This window comes from Mesorhizobium sp. P2_D6 (genome assembly GCF_056404315.1).
The window spans coordinates 149575-170620 of sequence record NZ_JBFUEG010000003.1 but is presented as its reverse complement, the minus strand read 5'-3'; the positions used below and the strand labels follow the sequence as shown (position 1 = coordinate 170620).

24 protein-coding genes are annotated in these 21046 nt (G+C 62.3%); 15 read left to right on the top strand and 9 right to left on the bottom strand.

Annotated elements, in window-relative coordinates; all coding sequences use genetic code 11:
- The first annotated feature begins 1 nt into the window (after position 1).
- Both AC1D1L_RS07180 and AC1D1L_RS07175 read left to right on the top strand, forming a co-directional pair.
- On the top strand, positions 2 to 541 hold the full coding sequence (locus AC1D1L_RS07180) for a hypothetical protein (RefSeq protein ID WP_477340062.1): 540 nt from the start codon (positions 2 to 4) through the stop codon (positions 539 to 541).
- Positions 541 to 1338, top strand: coding sequence for a YdcF family protein (locus AC1D1L_RS07175; RefSeq protein WP_477340060.1), 798 nt, complete (start codon positions 541 to 543; stop codon positions 1336 to 1338). The genes AC1D1L_RS07180 and AC1D1L_RS07175 overlap by 1 nt, the downstream gene beginning before the upstream one ends.
- Here AC1D1L_RS07175 and AC1D1L_RS07170 read toward each other — a convergent pair.
- Positions 1287 to 2030: a DUF599 domain-containing protein gene (locus AC1D1L_RS07170; protein ID WP_477340058.1), complete on the bottom strand. Its 744-nt coding sequence runs from the start codon at positions 2028 to 2030 to the stop codon at positions 1287 to 1289. The genes AC1D1L_RS07175 and AC1D1L_RS07170 overlap by 52 nt on opposite strands.
- Positions 2031 to 2074: 44 nt before the next feature.
- Entirely contained in the window at positions 2075 to 2239 is a 165-nt protein-coding gene (locus tag AC1D1L_RS07165; protein WP_477340056.1) for a hypothetical protein, read from the bottom strand.
- 243 nt (positions 2240 to 2482) lie between these two features.
- Here AC1D1L_RS07165 and AC1D1L_RS07160 point away from each other — a divergent pair, with 243 nt between their 5' ends.
- The 4 genes from AC1D1L_RS07160 (at position 2483) to AC1D1L_RS07145 (ending at position 5926) form a co-directional block, all read left to right on the top strand.
- Positions 2483 to 3886 (top strand): L-serine ammonia-lyase, encoded by a 1404-nt coding sequence (locus AC1D1L_RS07160; RefSeq protein ID WP_477340054.1) that lies wholly within the window; start codon positions 2483 to 2485, stop codon positions 3884 to 3886.
- A 78-nt stretch (positions 3887 to 3964) separates the two neighbouring features.
- On the top strand, positions 3965 to 4396 hold the full coding sequence (locus AC1D1L_RS07155; RefSeq protein ID WP_477340052.1) for a DUF1489 family protein: 432 nt from the start codon (positions 3965 to 3967) through the stop codon (positions 4394 to 4396).
- A gap of 100 nt (positions 4397 to 4496) precedes the next feature.
- Positions 4497 to 5228: a VWA domain-containing protein gene (locus AC1D1L_RS07150; RefSeq protein ID WP_477340050.1), complete on the top strand. Its 732-nt coding sequence runs from the start codon at positions 4497 to 4499 to the stop codon at positions 5226 to 5228.
- On the top strand, positions 5228 to 5926 hold the full coding sequence (locus AC1D1L_RS07145) for a DnaJ domain-containing protein (RefSeq protein ID WP_477340048.1): 699 nt from the start codon (positions 5228 to 5230) through the stop codon (positions 5924 to 5926). The genes AC1D1L_RS07150 and AC1D1L_RS07145 overlap by 1 nt, the downstream gene beginning before the upstream one ends.
- Positions 5927 to 5975: 49 nt before the next feature.
- Here the strand turns inward: AC1D1L_RS07145 and AC1D1L_RS07140 are convergent, their stop codons facing one another.
- Positions 5976 to 7355: an SPOR domain-containing protein gene (locus tag AC1D1L_RS07140; protein ID WP_477340046.1), complete on the bottom strand. Its 1380-nt coding sequence runs from the start codon at positions 7353 to 7355 to the stop codon at positions 5976 to 5978.
- 341 nt (positions 7356 to 7696) lie between these two features.
- Between AC1D1L_RS07140 and AC1D1L_RS07135 the strand changes: the two genes are divergently transcribed.
- From AC1D1L_RS07135 to clpA, 3 genes are all read left to right on the top strand, one after another.
- Positions 7697 to 8026: a phasin family protein gene (locus tag AC1D1L_RS07135; protein WP_112561625.1), complete on the top strand. Its 330-nt coding sequence runs from the start codon at positions 7697 to 7699 to the stop codon at positions 8024 to 8026.
- Positions 8027 to 8302: 276 nt separating this feature from the next.
- On the top strand, positions 8303 to 8629 hold the full coding sequence (clpS, locus tag AC1D1L_RS07130) for an ATP-dependent Clp protease adapter ClpS (protein ID WP_477340735.1): 327 nt from the start codon (positions 8303 to 8305) through the stop codon (positions 8627 to 8629).
- A gap of 6 nt (positions 8630 to 8635) precedes the next feature.
- On the top strand, positions 8636 to 11119 hold the full coding sequence (clpA, locus tag AC1D1L_RS07125; protein ID WP_477340044.1) for an ATP-dependent Clp protease ATP-binding subunit ClpA: 2484 nt from the start codon (positions 8636 to 8638) through the stop codon (positions 11117 to 11119).
- 101 nt (positions 11120 to 11220) lie between these two features.
- Here clpA and AC1D1L_RS07120 read toward each other — a convergent pair whose 3' ends face one another.
- The 5 genes from AC1D1L_RS07120 to AC1D1L_RS07100 all read right to left on the bottom strand — a co-directional run bounded on the left by AC1D1L_RS07120 (position 11221) and on the right by AC1D1L_RS07100 (position 15532).
- Positions 11221 to 12288 (bottom strand): phosphatase PAP2 family protein, encoded by a 1068-nt coding sequence (locus AC1D1L_RS07120; protein ID WP_477340042.1) that lies wholly within the window; start codon positions 12286 to 12288, stop codon positions 11221 to 11223.
- 146 nt (positions 12289 to 12434) lie between these two features.
- Entirely contained in the window at positions 12435 to 12866 is a 432-nt protein-coding gene (locus AC1D1L_RS07115; protein ID WP_477340040.1) for an HIT family protein, read from the bottom strand.
- A 188-nt stretch (positions 12867 to 13054) separates the two neighbouring features.
- Positions 13055 to 14269, bottom strand: coding sequence for a GNAT family N-acetyltransferase (locus AC1D1L_RS07110; RefSeq protein WP_477340038.1), 1215 nt, complete (start codon positions 14267 to 14269; stop codon positions 13055 to 13057).
- Between the two features lie 55 nt (positions 14270 to 14324).
- Entirely contained in the window at positions 14325 to 15053 is a 729-nt protein-coding gene (locus AC1D1L_RS07105; protein WP_477340036.1) for a glycerophosphodiester phosphodiesterase, read from the bottom strand.
- Positions 15054 to 15067: 14 nt separating this feature from the next.
- Positions 15068 to 15532, bottom strand: coding sequence for a RidA family protein (locus AC1D1L_RS07100; protein ID WP_477340034.1), 465 nt, complete (start codon positions 15530 to 15532; stop codon positions 15068 to 15070).
- Positions 15533 to 15671: 139 nt separating this feature from the next.
- Here AC1D1L_RS07100 and AC1D1L_RS07095 point away from each other — a divergent pair, with 139 nt between their 5' ends.
- The 5 genes from AC1D1L_RS07095 (at position 15672) to tsf (ending at position 19408) form a co-directional block, all read left to right on the top strand.
- Positions 15672 to 16502, top strand: coding sequence for a cell envelope integrity EipB family protein (locus tag AC1D1L_RS07095; protein WP_352561550.1), 831 nt, complete (start codon positions 15672 to 15674; stop codon positions 16500 to 16502).
- 31 nt (positions 16503 to 16533) lie between these two features.
- Positions 16534 to 16812, top strand: coding sequence for a DUF4031 domain-containing protein (locus AC1D1L_RS07090; protein ID WP_192253858.1), 279 nt, complete (start codon positions 16534 to 16536; stop codon positions 16810 to 16812).
- Positions 16809 to 17420, top strand: coding sequence for a LysE family translocator (locus tag AC1D1L_RS07085; protein ID WP_477340032.1), 612 nt, complete (start codon positions 16809 to 16811; stop codon positions 17418 to 17420). Before AC1D1L_RS07090 ends, AC1D1L_RS07085 begins: the two co-directional genes overlap by 4 nt.
- Before the next feature lie 176 nt (positions 17421 to 17596).
- Complete coding sequence (rpsB, locus tag AC1D1L_RS07080) at positions 17597 to 18379, top strand: 30S ribosomal protein S2 (protein ID WP_142865747.1); 783 nt, start codon at positions 17597 to 17599, stop codon at positions 18377 to 18379.
- Between the two features lie 108 nt (positions 18380 to 18487).
- Positions 18488 to 19408, top strand: coding sequence for a translation elongation factor Ts (tsf, locus tag AC1D1L_RS07075; RefSeq protein WP_477340030.1), 921 nt, complete (start codon positions 18488 to 18490; stop codon positions 19406 to 19408).
- A 36-nt stretch (positions 19409 to 19444) separates the two neighbouring features.
- On the opposite strand, the gene AC1D1L_RS07070 is transcribed toward tsf, so the two are convergent.
- Entirely contained in the window at positions 19445 to 20371 is a 927-nt protein-coding gene (locus AC1D1L_RS07070) for a LysR family transcriptional regulator (RefSeq protein WP_477340028.1), read from the bottom strand.
- A 114-nt stretch (positions 20372 to 20485) separates the two neighbouring features.
- Here AC1D1L_RS07070 and AC1D1L_RS07065 point away from each other — a divergent pair, with 114 nt between their 5' ends.
- Positions 20486 to 21013 (top strand): nuclear transport factor 2 family protein, encoded by a 528-nt coding sequence (locus AC1D1L_RS07065; protein ID WP_477340026.1) that lies wholly within the window; start codon positions 20486 to 20488, stop codon positions 21011 to 21013.
- Positions 21014 to 21046: the final 33 nt, after the last annotated feature.

The following is a 21046-nucleotide window of genomic DNA, read 5'->3' as shown; positions in this document are numbered from 1 at the left end:
CATGCCGCCGCCGTCTCGCATTTCCATCGTCGAGACGGGAAACGAATTGCTGATCACAAACCCACCACGCACCTCGGATTTCAGGACGGGCTTTGTCCTGATCGGGGCCGCGATCGTAGCCTACACCGGCTATATGGGATTGAGAGACACGTCGCCCGCAACGCTCACCAGCGGCACTCTCGGCCTGCTGTCGTTCGTGGCGATCATTGCCCTGTTCACCTATTTCCTCGGCAAGGATTTCACCTGGCTGGTCTTCGGCAAGGAAACGCTGCGGCTGACCGCAGCCGCCGGAGCACGCGACATCAGGGGGTCTCTAGGAAATCGTTCGTCATTGCCTTTGAAGGGGCACCTTAACGTCGAAATCTTCGATCATACCTATCCGACGGACGAAGTCGGGCTGTTGGAAGTCATCCGTTTGACCAACACGAACGGCACCCTTGTTTTCGGCAGGGAGTTGAGCCGTGAGGAGGCGGAGGTTGTGGCGAATGCGATCCAGGATTTCATCGGCCGTCAAAAATTCATGCTGGCGATAGGCAGGTAATGTTCTTCTATCTTTCCAAGATCTTCTGGTTCTTCGTGCAGCCGCTCAACCTGGCGATCTTCCTGCTGCTGGCTGGTTTGCTCGCGGCGCTGATCGGCCGTCGGCGGCTCGCAGCCACCGGCAGTGTGCCCGCCTTCCTGATTCTCGCGCTGTCGGCATGGACGTCGCTCGGCGCTATGATGCTCAATCCGCTGGAGGAGCGCTTCCCGAGGCCACCGCTGCCGCAGAAGGTCGATGGCATCGTCGTGCTCGGCGGCGGTTTCGAAGGCGCCATCAATCTGGTGCGCGGCGGCTATGAGCTGAATTCCGGCGGCGACCGCATGGTCGAGACCGCAATCCTTGCCCGGCGCTTTCCTGAGGCAAAGGTGGTTGTCTCCGGTGGCACCGGCGAATTGTTGCTGGAAGGCGAGGGCGATGCGGCCACCGCACCACGCCTGCGCGACGCGCTCGGCGTCAGCGCCGATCGGCTGGTGCTCGAGAACAAATCCCGCAACACCTATGAGAACACAGTCTTCAGCAAGGAATTGGTGACCCCGAAGCCGGGCGAGACCTGGCTGCTGGTGACCTCGGCCTTCCATATGCCGCGCTCCAAGGCGCTGTTCGACAAAGCCGGCTTTCCGACGATCCCGTGGCCTGTCGACTATCGCACCTCGGGAAAGGAAGGCTTTGGCCTGTTTCGCGACAACGCACCGGATTCGCTGCAGACCACCACCACGGCGATCCGCGAATGGATCGGGCTTGCCGCCTATTGGCTGTCGGGCCGGATCGACCAGCTTTTCCCTGGCCCGGGCGGCTGACCGATGACTGCTTGTCTGGCGGCCGAGAAGAACTGGCGCCGCACCAGAACCGCCAGAAGCAGCAGCGTTGACAAAACGAACACGACCGGGTCGACGAACCAGCCGAGATAGCCGATCGAGAAGAACACGGCGCGCAGGCCTGAGTTGAAATGCTTGCCTGCCAACATGTTCATACGCGCCGCGCGCCACACCGCCGTTTCGCTGACCGGGTTGCGCGAGGCCTCGCCATGCGCGATCGGCACCGCGCCGATCAGGATCGTGCAGTAATTGAAGAGACGATAGGCCCAGCCGAACTTGAAGAAGGCGAAAGCCAGGATCAGCACCAGGCCGAAGACCTTCATCTGGAAGGCCGAGCGCGACGAGGTCGCGTTCAACGGCAGGTCGTTCAGCACGTCAAGCACCCGGTCGGAGGCGCCGAGCAGCGCGAAGCAGCCACCGAGCGCAATCAGCGACGAGGAAGCGAAAAAGGCGGTGCCTTGCTGCAGGCCGCTCATGATGGCGGTGTCGACGATGCGGATCTCGCGCTCGGCCATGGTCCGCATCCAGGCCTCGCGCTGCACATTCATCGCCATCGTCAGCGACACCCGGCTGACGAGCTTCCCGTCGGACGCCAGCGTATGCAGCACCCATGCAAGGAGGAAGAAGGCCAGCGCCGCGAGATCGGCCGTCGAAAGATGGAAGGAATCGCCCATGCAGTCCTTTTACCACAGGCCAGGCGCCCGTTTCGACGGCTGACTCAGGCCGGTAAAGGCGCAGCCATGTGCAACGCCTCGATGACGCTGTCAGTCCTCGTGATCCATCCGAAAGCGTGTTCGAAGTTCCACAGCGTCGACTGGCGGTTGAAATCGGGGCCCGAATGGTTCATCGCGTCCTCGACCAGGATCGGCCAGAATTCCAGCATGTAGGCGTCGCGCGCGATTCAACGAAAGCACGGTTCTCTCCCTCGGCAGACGAGAAACAAACGCTGCGGGCGCACCCCCCGGGGCGCGATGTTCAGAATAGCCGCGCCGTCATGGTCGAGCAATCAATGTCGCTGCCGGAGCAAACAAGGTCGGCGGGTGCAGCGCTGCGTTTGTCAAAACAGCACAAACATCGTGGAAGTCCTATATGTAGGTCTTGATCCCACTCCCGGAGACGGCGCAGCGTGTTCCTTTCGGTTTTCGACCTGTTCAAGATCGGCATCGGGCCGTCGAGTTCGCACACGATGGGGCCGATGACGGCGGCGCGGCGGTTTCTCGACGAGGTCGCCGGCGATGACTGGCCACGCCCGGCCGGCGTCAAGGTCGATCGGATCGGCGCCAGCCTGCACGGCTCGCTCGCCTATACCGGCATCGGCCATGGCTCGGACCGCGCTGTTGTTCTCGGCCTTGCCGGCCTGACACCGCAGACAGTCGACCCCGATCAGGCCGATACCATCGCCACGCGCATCGCCGCCGAGAAGCGGATTTCGCCGTCCGGCCATCCCTCTTATCGCTTCGATCCGGCGACGGATCTGGTGCTCGACAGGAAGACGCCGCTCACCGGCCATGCCAACGGCATGGCGTTCTACGCCTACGACGCCGGCGACCGGTTGCTGCTCAAGCGCATCTATTATTCGATCGGCGGCGGCTTCGTCGTCTCGGAAGAAGAGCTGCAGCGGATGAAGGTGAAGGGCTCGGTGACGACCGAGGGCAAAAAGGTGCCTTACCCCTTCAAGAACGCTGTCGAGATGCTGAAGATGGCCGGCAAAAGCGGGCTGTCGATTGCCGACATGAAGCGCGTCAACGAAGAGGCGCATATGTCGCGCGAGGAGCTCGACAGCGGCCTCGACGCCATCTGGGGCGCCATGAAGGGCTGTATCGACCGCGGCCTGTCGCAGGACGGCATCATGCCGGGCGGCTTGAAAGTGCGCCGCCGCGCCCGCATGCTGCACGACAAGCTGCAGGAGCAGTGGCAGCAGAACAAGCCCAACCCGTTGCTCGCCAATGACTGGCTGTCGATCTACGCCATGGCGGTGAACGAGGAGAATGCCGCCGGCGGCCGCGTCGTCACCGCGCCGACCAATGGCGCGGCCGGTACGCTGCCGGCCGTGCTGCGCTACTGGCTGCATTTCCATCCCGAGGCCGACCAGCCCAGCATCCGCGACTTCCTGCTGACCGCCGCCGCCGTCGGCGGCATCATCAAGACCAACGCTTCGATCTCCGGCGCCGAAGTCGGCTGCCAGGGCGAGGTGGGTTCGGCCTCGGCAATGGCCGCGGCAGGCCTCTGCGCCGTCATGGGCGGCACGCCCGAGCAGGTCGAGAACGCCGCCGAAATCGCGCTCGAACACCATCTCGGCATGACCTGCGATCCGGTCGGCGGCCTTGTGCAGGTGCCTTGCATCGAGCGCAATGCGCTTGGCGCCGTCAAGGCGGTGACCGCCGCCTCGCTCGCCATCAAGGGCGACGGCATCCATTTCGTGCCGCTCGACGCCGCGATCGAGACCATGCGCCAGACCGGCCTCGACATGAACGAGAAATACAAGGAAACCAGCCTTGGCGGCCTCGCCGTCAATGTCGTGGAATGTTGAAGGCTCAACGCCACTGGCACTGTGGAGAAGTCGGGCAGGGCCGTTGACGCAACCGCGCGCCGGACTAAACCTTAAGCGATGGCACTCAATCTCCTAAAACTCTGCGTCGGCTGCGACAGCGTCGAGGATCTCGAAGAGTGGATCGCCTTTCGCCTCGACGAGCGGCGGCGCGCCGGCGAGCCGGCGGAACACTGGCACACCACGCGCATGGTGCCGACGCGTGGCGCCGAGATTACCGATGGCGGTTCGCTCTATTGGGTGATCAAGGGCAGCGTCCAGTGCCGCCAGCTGATCACTGATATCAGGCCCTTCACCGATGACGAAGGCATTGGTCGCTGCCGCCTGATGCTCGGTCTCGAAGTCGTGCGCACCGACTGGCAGCCGCGCCGCGCCTTCCAGGGCTGGCGCTACCTGAAACCGTCGGATGCGCCGGCCGATATCGGCAAGGGCAAGGCCGTCGAGATGCCGCCGAAGCTAAAGCGCGAGCTCGCCGATCTCGGTCTGCTCTAGCGCCTGGGCCGGGCGTCCTGCCCACTGTGCGATCGCTGGCCCTTTATCTTGTCCGAGACTGGACTTGCAAGCGGCCCGGCAACGCCACATCTTGCTTCTTATGAGCGACAAGAAGCAGCCAGTGCCCGCAAAGGCCAGTTCTGCGCCGGTCAAGCCTCAATCCAATGCCGGCGAGATCGACGCCTTTATCCGCCAGGCGCGGTCGCTTACCGCGTCCGCGACCGGCTCCGGGCGGCTGATCCTGGCGCTCGACGCGACGATGAGCCGCCAGCCGACCTGGGATCTCGCCACCAAGCTGCAAGGCGAAATGTTCGATGCCGCCGGCAAGGCCGGAACCCTCAGCGTCCAACTTGCCTATTTTCGCGGGCTGGGCGAATGCCGGTCATCGGCCTTCGTTGCCGATACCGATGCCTTGAAGACGCTGATGACGCGCATCGTGTGCCGAAGCGGCACCACCCAGATCGGAAAGGTCCTCACCCATGCGCTGAAGGAGACGGCGAAGGCGAAGGTCAATGCGCTGGTCTATATCGGCGACGCCATGGAAGAGAATATCGACGACCTGGCGCAGAAGGCCGGCAGCCTAGGCCTGCACGGCGTTCCCGTCTTCGTCTTCCAGGAAGGTCATGATTCCGGCGCAGAAAAGGCGTTCAAGGAGATCGCGCGGCTGTCCAAAGGGGCCCGGTTCCGGTTCGACCGGCGGGCTGCCGCGACCCTGGCCGGACTGCTTTCAGCCGTCGCCGTCTATGCGACCGGCGGATTGAAGGCGCTCGAGGCAAGGGACCGGCCGGGAGACCGGCTGTTGATCGAGCATCTGCGGGGCGGCGGGAATTGATGGGCGCTATCATTGCACTTGTTGCACTGTTTCTGGTGCTGCTTGGCGCGGTGACGATCTTCGTCCGCGCCGACCCGCAAAAACTGGCGAGCGGCATGCGCACGCTCGGACCGGTGCTTCTGGCGCTGGTTGGCCTCGCCGTGCTGGTGGTCGGCCGCGAAGGCATTGCCGGCCTCATCCTGGCCGCGGCCCTTGCCTGGTATGGTTCGGTGCGGATGAAGCGGCCCACGGTCAGGCCGGCGCGCGGCAAGCGCTCAACGGTGCGCACAGCGGCGCTGGAGATGGAACTTGATCACGATACGGGCGGACTTGAAGGCCTGGTTCTGGCGGGCCGCCATGAAGGCAAGATGTTGGGCGCGATGGGCCTGCCCGAACTGCAGCAGCTTTACCGCGAACTCCCCGGCGATCCGGAGAGCCGCCAGTTGCTAGAGACGTATCTTGACGGCCGTTTTCCCGTCTGGCGCAAAGACGCTGAGGCGAACGGTGGCGAAGGGCTGGGTGTTGCGCCAGGTGCGGGCGCCATGACTAAGGAGGAGGCCTACAAGGTCCTTGGTCTTGAAGCGGGGGCCGCCGCGGCGGATGTCCGCAAGGCGCACCGCCGCCTGATGCAGCGCCTGCACCCCGACATCGGCGGCACGTCTTTCCTGGCGGCGCGGATCAACGAAGCCAAGGACGTCTTGCTCTCCAATCACAACTAGTTCTCCTTCGACGCAGTAAATTTCCGGGAGATGGTCCCTCGACGCCGCCCTACTGTTGGACGGCGTAGCAGGTAATTTTCTTCTTCTTCAAAGCGTTGCAGGCATTCCAGGCCGCATCCTTCGAACCGAAACCGCCGAAGCGGGCGCGGTAATAGGTCTCGCCATCCTTGTCGAAAGCGACCGTAAAACCGGAGGCAGATGCAAGGATCTTCGGCGCCTGCTTGGCGGTCTTGTCGAGCAAAGCCTGGGCTTCGGACTGTTTGGGCGAAGACGCCACCTGTACCGCCCAACCGGACGGCACCGAGGCGGTGTTGACCGGATCGACCGCCGGAGGCGATGCCGGCATGGGCTCGGCGTAGGCCGCGACCATTTGTGCCGTTTCGACCTTGGGCGCCGTCACGATGACGGTCTTGACCTTCCTGGTCTTGACGACGGGTGCGGGTTCTTCGACCGCGGCCACCGTTTGTTCGTCAGCAGACTGCTCGTCAGCAGATGTCGGATCGTCGTTGGACGCTACGGCATCGTCTTCAACCATCGGCTTGTCGTCGGGCGTCGGCGCGTCATGCTTGGGCAACAGCACCTTGGCCAACGCTTTGATCGGATTGTCGCCACCAGACTTGGCGATCAGGGCGCCGCCGCCGCGGGTGGAGGCGCGCGGCATATAGGCGTTGATCAGCCCGGCCATCTGATTGTCGCGGCTGCGGCCCGAGGTCCCGCCCATGACGACGGCAACGAGGCGGCGGTTGCCGTCCGAAACCGATGAGACGAGGTTGAAGCCGGAGGCGCGGGTATAGCCGGTCTTGATGCCGTCGACGCCCTTGATGCGTCCTAGCAGGCGGTTGTGTCCGTTGATACGCTGGCGTCCGTAGAGAAAAGAGCGCTGCGAGAAATAGCCGTAATACTGCGGGTAATGTTCCCGGAGCGCGATGCCGAGCATCGCCATGTCGTGGGCGGTGGTGAACTGGCCGGGATCGGGCAGGCCGTTGGCATTGCGAAACACGGTGCCGTCCATGCCGAGCTGCCGCGCCTTGGCCGTCATCATTCGGGCGAAATTGCTCTCGCTGCCGCCGAGCAGTTCGCCGAGCGCGGTCGCCGAATCATTGGCTGACTTGGTCACCATCGACAGGATGGCGGTCTCGACCGAAACCGCTCCGCCGGCCTTGACGCCGAGCTTGGTCGGTGGCTCGGCCGCCGCTTTTGCCGAAAACGGCACCGGCGTGTTCTTGCTGATCCTGCCCTTCGCCATGGCTTCGAAGGTCAGATAGAGCGTCATCATCTTGGTCAGCGACGCCGGGTAGCGCCGGCCATTGGCATCGGACGAATAGAGCACCTTGCCGGTCTTGGCGTCGACGACGATCGCCGACGATCTGGCGGCCATCGACGATGCGGCATCCGCAACGACAAATGACATCGCCAAGGCGAGGATCATGATCGTTTTGAGGGGAGATGCGGATTTTGAACCGAAGACCGACAACGCCTGACGCACTGATAGTTCCTTTGAAACTCATTGCCCTGGAGGCGGCAAAGGGATCCGGCCTCACTTGCCGTCAAACTATCGCGGCCTGCGTTACCAATCCGTTTATGGTAACCGGCGCGTTCACCATTTTCCTCGGGCTTGAGGCTTTCTTTATTCGAATTTTAGTCGTTGCCGACGCAGCGCGGCCCCGACGCCGCGGAAATCTTGACTTTTGTGCAGCGCACAATATACTCTCCTGCATTGCACAACGCGCTCAGGCAAGGGCGCTTCAAAACCGTCAAGGGAAACGTGAAATGACCCAGACCTATGAGGACTTCTCGAAATACGGCAAAGAGTTTGCCGACACCGGATTGAAGAGCTTCGCTTCGCTCTCCAAGGGCGCTCAGGCGATCGCCACCGAAGCTGGCGAATACACCAAGAAGAGCTTCGAAGCCGGCAGCGCCGCTGTCGAAAAGCTGATCTCCGCCAAGTCGCTGGAGAAGGCGATCGAGATCCAGTCCGACTTCGCCAAGCAGAGCTATGAGAGCTTCGTTGCCGAAGCCACCAAGTTCGGCGATCTCTATGCCGAGCTCGCCAAGGAGGCCTACAAGCCCTTCGAATCGATTGTCGCCAAAGCGAAGTAATTTCGCTCCAAAATACCAGGCACGGCCTTTCGGGCTTGCAAAACAGACCCGGTCGCGGATCCGCGGCCGGGTTTTTTCATGCCGGTTTCAATTCCGGGGCTTTGGCGGTTCACGATTTTGAAAATCGCCTCGGTTTGCCCACCTAGCCATATTGTCAGCTAACAAGAAGGGCTTAAAATCGTCCATCGAACACCTACATGTCGAACTCGCATGGGGATTCGAAAGAGGCAGGATTACGTGACGATCGGTTTGACTGCCACGGCAAGCGTGGTGCGGATGCAAAGTGACGGCGACGGCAATGAGGTCGGTCGCGGCACGGCCGTCATTACGCGCACGAAAACCAAGACCAAGAAGCCCAGCCTTTATCGGGTCCTTATCCTCAACGACGACTACACGCCCATGGAGTTCGTGGTTCACGTCCTGGAGCGTTTTTTTCAAAAGGACCGCGAAGCCGCCACACGCATCATGCTTCATGTTCATAATCATGGAGTGGGCGAGTGCGGGGTCTATACATTCGAGGTGGCCGAGACCAAAGTGTCCCAGGTCATGGATTTCGCCCGACAGAATCAGCATCCGCTGCAATGCGTGATGGAGAAGAAGTGAGGTAACATGCCGGCTTTCTCCCAAGGCCTGGAAAAGGCGCTTCACCAGGCGCTGACGCTCGCCAATGAGCGGCACCATGAATATGCAACCCTTGAACATCTGCTGCTCGCGCTCATCGACGACACCGAGGCGGCCGCCGTTATGCGCGCCTGCAACGTCGATCTCGACGAGCTGAAGCATACCGTTCTCACCTATATCGACACCGAGCTCGACAATCTCGTCACCGGTTACGATGAGGATTCCAAGCCGACCGCCGGCTTCCAGCGCGTCATCCAGCGCGCCGTCATCCATGTGCAGTCATCCGGCCGCGAGGAAGTGTCCGGCGCCAACGTGCTCGTCGCCATCTTTGCCGAGCGCGAGAGCCATGCCGCCTATTTCCTGCAGGAACAGCAGATGACCCGTTACGACGCGGTCAACTACATCTCGCACGGCATCGCCAAGCGCCCCGGCGCTTCGGAGACGCGCTCGCCGCGCGGCGCCGATGACGAGCAGGGCGGCCAGAACGGCGCCGAGCCGCAGGAGGAAGGCGGCAAGAAGAAGCAGCAGCAGGATGCGCTGACGGCTTATTGCGTCAACCTCAACAACAAGGCCAAGGCCGGCAAGATCGATCCGCTGATCGGCCGCGAGAGCGAGATCAACCGCACGATCCAGGTGCTGTGCCGCCGCTCCAAGAACAACCCGCTCTATGTCGGTGACCCCGGCGTCGGCAAGACGGCGATTGCCGAAGGTCTGGCCAAGCGCATCGTCGAAGGCGATGTGCCGGAAGTGCTGCAGGACGCCACCATCTTCGCGCTCGACATGGGCACGCTTTTGGCCGGCACCCGCTATCGCGGCGATTTCGAGGAGCGGCTGAAGCAGGTCGTCAAGGAGCTCGAGGACTATCCGGGCGCCGTGCTGTTCATCGACGAGATCCACACTGTCATCGGGGCCGGCGCCACCTCAGGCGGCGCCATGGATGCGTCTAACCTGCTGAAGCCGGCGCTGTCTTCGGGTGCGATCCGTTGCATCGGCTCAACCACCTACAAGGAGTTCCGCCAGTTCTTCGAGAAGGACCGCGCTCTGGTGCGGCGCTTCCAGAAGATCGACGTCAACGAGCCGACCATCGAGGACGCCATCGAAATCATGAAGGGCCTCAAGCCCTATTATGAGGAGTTCCACAAGGTGAGGTTCACCAACGAGGCGATCAAGGCCTCGGTGGAGCTGTCGGCGCGCTACATCAACGACCGCAAGCTGCCGGACAAGGCGATCGACGTGATCGACGAGACAGGCGCCTCGCAGATGCTGGTGCCGGAGGCCAAGCGCAAGAAGACGATCGGCATCAAGGAGATCGAAGCCACGATCGCCACCATGGCGCGCATCCCGCCGAAGACGGTCTCGGCCGACGACGAGAAGGTGCTGCAGGGTCTCGATATCGAGCTGAAGCGTGTCGTCTACGGTCAGGATACCGCGATCACCGCGCTGACCTCGGCGATCAAGCTGGCGCGTGCCGGCCTGCGCGAACCGGAAAAGCCGATCGGCTCTTACCTGTTCTCGGGTCCGACCGGCGTCGGCAAGACCGAAGTCGCCAAGCAGTTGGCTGCCTCGCTCGGCGTTGAACTGATCCGCTTCGACATGTCGGAATATATGGAACGCCACACCGTTTCGCGGCTGATCGGCGCGCCTCCCGGCTATGTCGGCTTCGACCAAGGCGGTTTGCTCACCGACGGCGTCGACCAGCATCCGCACTGCGTGCTGCTGTTGGACGAGGTCGAGAAGGCGCATCCCGACCTGTTCAACATCCTTCTGCAGGTCATGGACCACGGCAAGCTGACCGACCACAACGGCAAGCAGATCGACTTCCGCAATGTCATCCTGATCATGACCACCAATGCGGGCGCATCCGATGCGCAGCGCGCGGCGATCGGTTTCGGGTCGACCAAGCGTGAAGGCGACGATGTCGAGGCGATCAACCGGCTGTTCACGCCGGAATTCCGCAACCGTCTCGATGCGATCATTCCGTTCGGCTCGCTGCCGGTCCCGGTCATCCATCAGGTGGTGCAGAAGTTCGTCATGCAGCTCGAAGCCCAGCTTTCCGAGCGTGGCGTCACCTTCGACCTGTCGCCCGACGCGATCGCCTGGCTCGCCGACAAGGGCTATGACGAGCGCATGGGTGCGCGGCCGCTCGGCCGGGTCATCCAGGAGCACATCAAGAAGCCGTTGGCCGACGAGGTGCTGTTCGGCAAGCTCAAGAAGGGCGGCACCGTGCGCGTCACCGTCGAGAAGAAGGAAACCGGCGAAACCGGCCTGAAGCTCGAATCGCTGGCCGACGAAGCCCCGGTGCAGCCGAAGCAGGAGCCGGAAGAGGCGCCGAAAGCCCGCAAGGCGGTAGCCAAGAAGCCCGTCGCCAAGAAGGCGGTGGCGCAAAAGCCGAAGGGCAAGGACGAGCCTGAGCCCAAGGGCAAGGACGGCGGCAAGCGCAGCCTGGTGCCGCAACTGCCACGCAAGGGCTAAAAAGTTCGCCAATGAAAAGGCCCCGGTGACGGGGCCTTTTTTCATGGCTGGCCGGTTTGCCGAAACAGCACCCCTGCTTTTCAGGGTCAGATGCTGTCAGGTCAGGCGGCGACGCCGTCGGGTGCGAAGCGGGCCAGGAAATGACCGCATACCTTCCAGATGGCGATCGAGATCAGCACGCTCGCATAGCCGTCGACAGCATAGTGCCAGCCAAGGACAACCGAGCCGACCATGATGATTGCGGCGAATGCCCACATCAACAGGCCAACCAACCGTGAGCGGCGTGCTGCATAAAGAGCGAAAAGCACCGCCATCGCCACATGCATGGACGGGAAGGCGGATATGCCGAGACTGCCTGGGGTCGCCCCGATGTAGCCGCTCCACAAAATGTCCTGCGTGCTCAGCGCCCAGATCGGATAGATGCGATCGGCAGCAGCGAGTGCTTGCAGTAGGGGATGGTAGTCGCTGCCCAGCCCCAGTCGCTCGTAAAAGCACGGCCCTGCCGAAGACAGGCCCATCGCCAGGAAGACCCCCCCCAGTATCCATACGAGCATGAAGCTCATCAGGAACTGGTGGCGCAACCTCGTGTCCTTGCGCGTGATGCAAGCGATGAAGACCGAGGCGATAAGGACGACGAACCAGGAATTGTAAGCCAGGTTGAACAGTCTTACGGCGAGCGGCGACTGCACGATAAACCAAAGCCATTCATGGGGGGCTCGACCGAAATGCAGCGCCCGGTCGGCCTGGGCCAATGCGTGGTCCCATGCGAATGGCGAAAGGATCGCGACCGCGCCTTTCAAGACACCGAAAGCGGATATGAGCGCAATGCTCGCAGCCAGGCCATTGAGGCTGTTGGCGTTGCGCTCGGCGTCGCCGAAGAAGCCACCCATCGATCTCAGAAAAGTTCCGAGCGGTCTAGGATCCCGCTTGATGAGCGCAAGGTGAAAAAAACTGCCGAGTGCGAAGGCACAGCCGCCCATCCAGAAAGTGAAGAGAAGATATAGGGCGTAGTCTTCCAGCACGCTGAAATCCGGCATGTTTCCGGTACGCAGGCCGACCGCGGCTGCCAAGAGCAAGGCGGCGATGGCCATCACGTGCAGCAGCCGGTGTCGCCGGTATGCGTCCGCCAAGATGCTCAGAAAGACCCGCCCGGCACCTGCTTTTGCCAACGGTTCTGATGCCGCAACCGAATTTCCCACGATTTTTGAAAACCCAAACGCACCACGGTACGGCAAGTTACCATGGCGTGGTTTGATACTTTCCTAACCGACGCGGTGGAATTTGCCCAAGCGCATCGCCTTGAGGCACCCCGGCTTCAACCGTTCAGCACTGCCCGGATCTTGGCCGCGTTCTCAGCCAGCACTTCGGGCTTCTCCATCTGTCCCGTATGCGGCTTGAGCGCGATGCCTTCGAAACGCGGGATGACATGGACATGCAGGTGATAGACGGTCTGGCCAGAGGCCGGTTCGTTGAACTGCAGGACGGTGACGCCGTCGGCGCCGAATGCGTTTTTGACCGCCAGCGCCACCTGCTTAACGACCGTGAACAGCGGGCCGAGCGTCGACGGATCGGTATCGAGCAGATTGCGCGACGGCGCCTTCGGCACAACCAGCGTGTGCCCGGGCCCCTGCGGCATTACATCCATGAAGGCAACCACCGCGTCATCCTCGTAGACGCGGTGCGAGGGGATTTCGCCGCGCAGAATTTTTGCGAAGATATTGCTGGGGTCGTAGCTGGCTTCAGCCATGGCGGTGCTCCGGAATTGTGCCTCCCCGTGTAGCGAAGCCTCCCCAAACCGGCAAGTCAGTCAGGTGAGATCGGCCATGCCGGCTTGGAACCAGCGCGCGACGGAAACGCCGTCCTTTGTCGACGCGATGTCGAAACAGGCAGCTGGATCGTCAAGGCGGCACGGTTGGCGAGACCGGATCGAGACCGCTATTCCTCGAGGTCCTTGCGGAAAGGCGTGTGCTCTTCCAGAATTTCGCCCATTCGCTCGACCTCGCGCCGCTCACGCCGGAGATAATCTGCCACCGCATTGCGCAGGCCGGGATGCGCAATGTAATGCGCCGAATGCATGGTCACGGGACGGTAGCCGCGGGCCAGCTTGTGCTCACCCTGCGCACCCGCCTCGACCACCTTCAGCTTGCGTTCAATGGCGAAGTCGATGGCCTGGTGGTAGCAGACCTCGAAATGCAGGAAGGGGTGGTCCTCGATGCAGCCCCAATTGCGCCCGTAGAGCGCATCGGAGCCGATGAAGTTGATGGCGCCGGCGATATAGCGGCCGTTGCGTTTGGCCATCACCAGCAGGATGTCGTCGGCCATGCGCTCGCCGATCAGCGAGAAGAACTGGCGGTTGAGATAGGGCCGGCCCCATTTGCGGCTGCCGGTATCCATGTAGAAGGCAAAGAAATCGTCCCAGGCCTTTTCGGTCAGGTCCTTGCCGGTCAGCCGGTCGATCGAGATGTCGTTGGCGAGCGCCTCGCGGCGCTCCTTCTTCATCGCCTTGCGCTTGCGCGATGCCAGCGTGGCGAGGAAATCGTCATAGGTCGAAAAGCCTTCGTTGAAGAAATGGAACTGCTGGTCGGTGCGGTGCAGGAAGCCGGCTGCTTCGAGGGTGGCGACGTCGCTTTCCTGCGCGAAGGTGACGTGCGCTGAGGACACACCGAGCTTTTCCGTCACCGCCTTCAGGCCTGCCGCGAGACCAGCTTTAACAGTCGCGCTATCCTCGCCCCTGCTGACCAGCAGGCGAGGGCCGGTGACAGGGGAGAACGGCACGGCGCACTGCAATTTTGGATAGTAGCGGCCCCCGGCGCGCTCGAATGCATCCGACCAGCCATGGTCGAAGACATATTCGCCCTGGCTGTGCGATTTGAGATAGCAAGGCATCGCACCCAGCAGCCGGCCTTGCGCATTTTCCAGCCTGAGATGATGGCCCTGCCAGCCGGTGCGCCGCACGGCGCAGCCGGAATCCTCAAGCGCGCTCAGAAAATCGTATGAAATCAGAGGGTTATAGCCGTTCTCTGTGCCGCCGCGCGTGGTGCCGGCAAAGCCGTTCCACTCATCGCATGTGAAGGCATTAATTCCGGCGGCGATGCGGATGGAAAACTCCGCATTCGCCGTTTGTCCATCGCCTTCGTCACCCTGATCCATGAGACTTATTTAAGCTCTGTGCGGGCCGCTACAAGTCACGTTTGAGGCACTTGGCTCAAGCGACTTTGACCAGATCGGGTTCGAACCCTTCGAAGGTCATCTGGTCTGCGTATTTGAAGGTGAGATCGACTGCCGGCTGGTCATGCACCGTCCAGGTGATGACAGGCATTTTCAGCTTTTCACGCACGAAGCTGACGAACGGGTTCGGCAAATCGCCCGCGGCATAGGAGGCGAAGGCAAGGTCGTGCGCCAGCATGGCGAAATGCGCCTCGATCAACTGGTTGTCCCGGCCATAGGCCGTGAGCCCGCCCGGAATGCCAGGTGCGTCTTTGGGGAAATCGCGGACCAGCCAATGATCGAACGACATGATCGCGGCCTTGCCCCTGTAGCGCTTAAGCATCTTGCCGACGCTGGCCACCAGGCCTTCGTCATAGCCGGGCACGCCCTTCAGTTCGACGACCAGCGGCACGCGGCCGTCGACCAGGTCGAGCACTTCCTGCAACGTCGGCACATGGTCCTTGGTGCCGCCGATCCTGAGCGCCGCCAGTTCCGCCGCCGTGCGTTGCCAGACGAAGCCGTCCTGACCGGTCAGCCGCTTGATGTCGCCGTCATGCATGATGACGGGAACGCGGTCGGACGACAGATGCACGTCGCATTCGATCGCATAACCGCGCTCGGCGGCTGCCGCGAAGGCCGACAGCGTGTTTTCCCAGCGCGTCTTGTTCATGTCGTGGAGGCCGCGATGCGCGACGGGGCGGGCGGTCAGCCAGGAAAGGTCGGTCATGGTCGTGGCTCTGCTCATACGACTTCGAAGACGGCTTCGATTTCCACTGCGGCATTAAGCGGCAGCGAGGCGGTGCCAACGGCAGAGCGGGCATGCTTGCCGCGTTCGCCAAGGACGGCGACCATGAAATCGGAGGCGCCGTTGGCGACCAGATGCTGCTCGACGAAATCCGGCACTGATGCGACGAAGACGGTGATCTTGACCAGACGCTGGATCTTTTCGAGATCGCCAAGCGCCGCCTTGGCCTGCGCCAAGATGTTGACTGCGCAGTATTTTGCACCTTCCTTGCCGGCTGCCGTGTCGATGTCGCGGCCGAGCAGGCCGCTTGCCTGCAGCTTGCCGTCCTTGAGCGGCAACTGCCCGGCGGTGAACAAGAGATTGCCAGACCTGCAATAGGGCACATAGTTCGCGGCGGGTGCTGCGGCGGCCGGTAACGTCACGCCGAGATCGCTTAGCCGCTTTTCGATTGTTTCACTCATCGTATTTCCCTATTGCTTGGAGACGCTGCGCTGGCCGGGGCCGAAATTGCTATTTTTGCCTCGCTTCCGCCACGACTTTTTTTAAGCTGGACCATCTTTCCCTGCGGCCTGCCACCAGCCGCGACGATCGGAGCCCCCTATGCGCGCAACGCGCCTTGCCTTCCACGCCGTTCTTGTCCCGGCGCTGTTCTCGATGGCTCCCGCCTTTGCCGTGCCGGCATTGCAGGCGCATCGCGCCGTCTACGATCTTACGCTCAGCAAGGCGTCGGATCGTTCGGGGATCACCGGCATCTCCGGCCGCATGGTCTATGAGTTCAATGGCTCTCCCTGCGAGGGCTATACGGTAAAATTCCGTTTCGTCACCCAGATCGTCACCGGCGACAACACCAGGCTGACCGACCAGCAGACCACTACTTTCGAGGATGCGGAAGGCAAGACCTTCTCGTTCGTGACCAAATCCTTCGTCGACCAGAATCTCGACAAGGAGGTCAAGGGCACCGCCACCAAGGAGACCAAGGGCCTCAAGGTCGACATCGACAAGCCCGAGAAGAACAGCCTCGAACTTGCCGCCACCCAGTTCCCGACCCAGCATCTGGTCGAACTGATCGGCAAGGCCGAGAAGGGCGAGAATTTCTACGAAACCAGCCTGTTCGACGGTTCGGAAGACGCCAACAAGGTGATGACGACCACCGTCATCGTCGGCAAGAAGACCGAGGGCGACAAGGCCGATCCCGAAGCGCCGGCGCTGGCCAAGCTTGCCGGCGACAAATACTGGCCGGTTGACATCGCCTATTTCGACGAGACTGACAAATCCGGCGAAGAAGTGCCGGAATACCGCATCAGCTTCAAGCTGCATGAGAACGGCATCACCCGCGACCTCACCATGGACTATGGCGAGTTCTCGATGACCGGCAAGCTGGTCAACCTGTCGCTGTTCTCCCAGACAAAGCCTTGCCCGGTCTCGAAATAACAACAGTGCGGAGCTGGCTACGGCAGGCTTGATGGCGGTGTATGTCGATGCGGCGATCTGGAAGTGGGCCGGCCATCGCTGGTGCCACCTGATGGCAGACGATACCGACGAGCTGCATCGTTTCGCCGCCGTGCTTGGCGTCAAGCGTTCGTCCTACCAGGGTCCGCCCAGGACATCGGCGCCGCACTATGACATAACCGGGTTCGAGCGCGACCGCGCGGTGCGGCTCGGCGCCATCGAATGCAGCCGCGAGGAGATCGTCGCGATCTTCCGGCGCGTGCGGGTACCCAACGGAAAGGGCCGATCGTGACTTTAACGGCATTCCTGGCCTACTGCCTTGCCATCACGCTTGCCGCCGCAACGCCGGGTCCGGCGATGTTCACGGTTATCACCAACGGCGTTTCGCGTGGGTTCCTGCGGGCCTTCGTCGCCGGAGTTGGTATCGCTGCCGGGGACGCCGTGTTGGTCACCCTGGCCCTGCTCGGACTGGTGGCGCTGGCCCAGACTTTCGAATGGGTGTTTCTCGCCTTGAAATATGCCGGTGCGGCTTACCTGATCTTTCTTGGCGTCAAGATGTGGCGTGCCGCCGCAGCGCAATCGATCGCGCAGGAGATGCCTCAAACCAGATTGTCGCGGTCGTTCCTGCTCGGCGCCTCCGTGGCGCTCGGCAATCCGAAGGCGATTCTGTTCCATGCTTCGATCATGCCGCTGATCCTCAACCTCGACACCATGACATTTGCCGATGGCCTGCTGGTGGTGGCCGTCGTCGTCAGCGTCAACATCCTCACCATGGGCACCTACGCCGCGCTGGCGGGCAGGGCATCCGGCTGGTTCAGGACGCCCAAACGCATGCGGCTGATGAACCGGTTCGCCGGTAGCGCCATGATCGGCACCGGAGCGCTGATTGCCGCACGCTGAGCGGTGAAGTGCCATACGGCTTGCGTTTGCAGCACTTCCCCTCTATATGCGCGCTCATTCCACACACGGACTTTGGTGTCTGCCCGGGAGAAATCCGGCTGAAACCTCCGGTGGCGTTCGAGGACAAAGTCCAAAAATGCCTGTGTCCGTGGAGGCTAACCGGAAAGGAAATGAGAATGGCACTGCCTGATTTCAGCATGCGCCAGCTTTTGGAAGCTGGCATTCACTTCGGCCACCAGACCCACCGCTGGAACCCGAAGATGGCGCCCTACATCTACGGCGCCCGCAACAACATCCACATCATCGACCTCTCGCAGACGGTGCCTTTGCTGCACCAGGCGCTGAAGCAGGTTTCGGACACCGTCGCCAAGGGCGGCCGCGTGCTGTTCGTCGGCACCAAGCGCCAGGCGTCGGACATCGTCGCTGACGCGGCGCAGCGTTCGGCCCAGTACTACGTCAACTCGCGTTGGCTCGGCGGCATGCTGACCAACTGGAAGACGATCTCGAACTCGATCCAGCGCCTGCGCAAGCTCGACGAGATGCTGGCCGGCGAAGCTCAGGGCCTGACCAAGAAGGAGCGCCTCAACCTCGACCGCGAGCGCGAGAAGCTCGACAAGGCGCTGGGCGGCATCAAGGACATGGGCTCGACGCCCGACCTGATGTTCGTCATCGACACCAACAAGGAAGCGATCGCCATCCTCGAGGCCAAGCGCCTCGGCATCCCGGTCGTCGCCATCATCGATTCGAACTGCGATCCGGACAAGATCGACTTCCCGATCCCCGGCAATGACGACGCGGCGCGCGCCATCCAGCTCTATTGCGACCTGATCGCCAAGGCTGCCATCGACGGCATCGCTCGCCAGCAGGGCGCGCTCGGTGTCGACATCGGCGCCTCGGTCGAAGCTCCGGTCGAGCCGGCGCTCGATCCGACCCCGGCGGCCGAGACCCCGGAAGCCTGATAGCGGAGGCCGGTCCCGGCCTTCATCTTTCTAATATTTTGGCACGCTAAACGGACGCATCACCGAGTACCGGTGGTGCGTCGGTGCATTTAAAACAAAGAGGCGACAATGAGCATTTCGGCTGCACAGGTCAAAGAACTCCGTGACTTGACGGGCGCGGGCATGATGGACTGCAAGGCGGCGTTGACCGAGACCAACGGCAACATGGAAGAGGCCGTCGACTGGCTGCGCAAGAAGGGCATCTCCAAGGCCGACAAGAAGGCCGGCCGTACTGCTGCCGAAGGCTTGATCGGCGTTGATGCCGGCGTGCGCGAGGCCGCGATCGTCGAGGTCAATTCCGAGACCGATTTTGTCGCCCGCAACGAGCAATTCCAGGAACTCGTCCGCAACATCGCCAAGGTGGCGCTTGCCTACGGCACGACAGAGGCGGTGGCTGCCGCCAAATATCCTGGTTCAGACAAGTCTGTCACCGAGGTGATCAAGGACGCTGTCGGGACCATCGGCGAGAATATCAGCTTCCGCCGCTCGGCGAAGCTCACGGTGCCGCATGGTGCCGTGGCGACCTATGTCCACAACGCGGTCGCCGACGGCCTTGGCAAGCTCGGCGTGCTGGTTGCGATCGAAACCACGGGCAATGAGCATGCCGCCAACGCCTTTGGCCGCCAGGTCGCCATGCATGTCGCCGCCACCAACCCAATGGCGCTGACGGCCGAGCAGATCGATCCGGCTGCGGTGGAACGCGAAAAGGCGATCTTCTCCGACCAGGCACGCCAGTCCGGCAAGCCGGAAGCGATTATCGAAAAGATGGTCGAGGGCCGCCTGCGCAAGTTCTACGAGGAAGTCGTGCTCTTGAAGCAGGCCTTCGTGCTCAATCCCGACATCACTGTCGAGAAGGCGCTCAAGGATGCCGAGAAGGAAATCGGCGCTCCGGCGAAGATCTCCGCCTATCTGCGCTTTGCGTTGGGCGAAGGCATCGAAAAGGAAGAGACCGATTTCGCGGCGGAAGTCGCGGCTGCGGTGAAGAAATAATCCTTGGAAATAGTCCCTGAAAAGGGGCTTCTCAGCTCAGGCAACTCGGCCGGGTGTCCGCAAGGATGCTCGGCCGATTTCTTGTGCGGTATCGATGAAGGCCCTGAGCTTCGGCGCCATCGACGCCCGGCGCGGGAAGTAAAGGAAGAGGCCGGGCTCTTCGATCGCCGTTTGCGGCAGGATCTGCACGAGGCGCCCAGCGGCCAATTCCGCGCACACCAGCGGCTCGAACACATAGGTCAGCCCGACGCCGGCAAGCGCAAGGTCGATCGCGGCGAGCGAATCCGTAACGATGACATTGCCCTTCGCCTCAACCACGACATCCTTGCCGTCTTCAGTCAGGTCCCAGCGGTAGAGCGCGCCGGAGCGGACGAGCCGGTAGCCGATGCAATTGTGATTGGCGAGATCGGCCACGCTGCGCGGGCGGCCATGCCGGCCGACATAGGCGGGAGAGGCAACGATGACGGCCTTGAATGGTGGCGTCAGCCGGACCGTCACCATGTCTTGCGCGATCATCTCGCCCAGCCGGATGCCGGCATCGAAACCTTCGCCGACAATGTCGATGAGTCCCTGGTCAGTGAGCAATTCGACAGTCACGTCCGGATAGCGCTCCGCCATCGCAGCGACCACAGGCGTGACGGCAAGCGGAATAGCGATGTTGGGGACGTTGAGCCTGAGCAGACCCGAGGGTCGGCCCTTGATGGCGCGGATGCGGTCCATCCGTTCGGCAATGTCCTGAAGGGCAGGGGCCGCCGTCTCCACCAGCGCCTTGCCGGCTTCCGTCAATGAAACGCTGCGCGTCGTGCGTGCAAACAACGGCTGACCGATGCGCTCCTCGACGAGGCGCACGGCATGGCTGACCGCGGATGGGGACATGCCGAGTTCGGCCGCGGCAAGCGCGAAGCCGCCGCGCCGGGCAACGGCGACGATGACAGGCAGATGAGTGAGCAGGTCGCGGTCCATTCATGAATGATATCGCATAGTCCTTGCGAACAATTCAATCTTCTCGGTGTCGGCTGCACGGCCCACATTGTCGCCAACAGGTCGGCGGTGGCCGATACACCAAGGAAAAGAAGCATGAACGCCCTGAAACACATGACCTTCGCCGCGGGCCTTGCTTTGGCGCCGGCCGATGCCGGCGGCGCCGAGCCGTCCGGCTGGCGCGCGCTCGCCGACGAACGCGCCGTCATCCGCATCGCCGACGCCATTGACCGTGCCGTCGATGCGCAGGACTGGAAGCTTGCCCGTTCCTATTTCGCCGACCGTGTCACTGTCGACTTCAGCAGCCTGTCGGGGCAGCCCGCGGCCACCATCGCCTCCGACCATCTGATCGGCACCTGGGCCGGCAACCTCCGCGGCAGCAAGACCAGCCTGCACCTGCGCACCAACCACCAGGTGGCTCTCGAGGCGGATGCGGCCACCGTCTCCTCGAACGGCTATGCCTGGAACCGGATGGAAGGCAATGGCGACCCACTATGGGAAGTCTGGGGCACCTACGAGCATCATCTGGTCCGCTCAGGCGCCGGCTGGAAAGTCGACGGCTTCATTTTCCGCGCCACGCATGAGCGCGGCAATCCCTGGGTCAAGGCAACCCCCGGCCAGTAAGTCGGCAGCATTCAGATCAGCATCGGAAGAAAC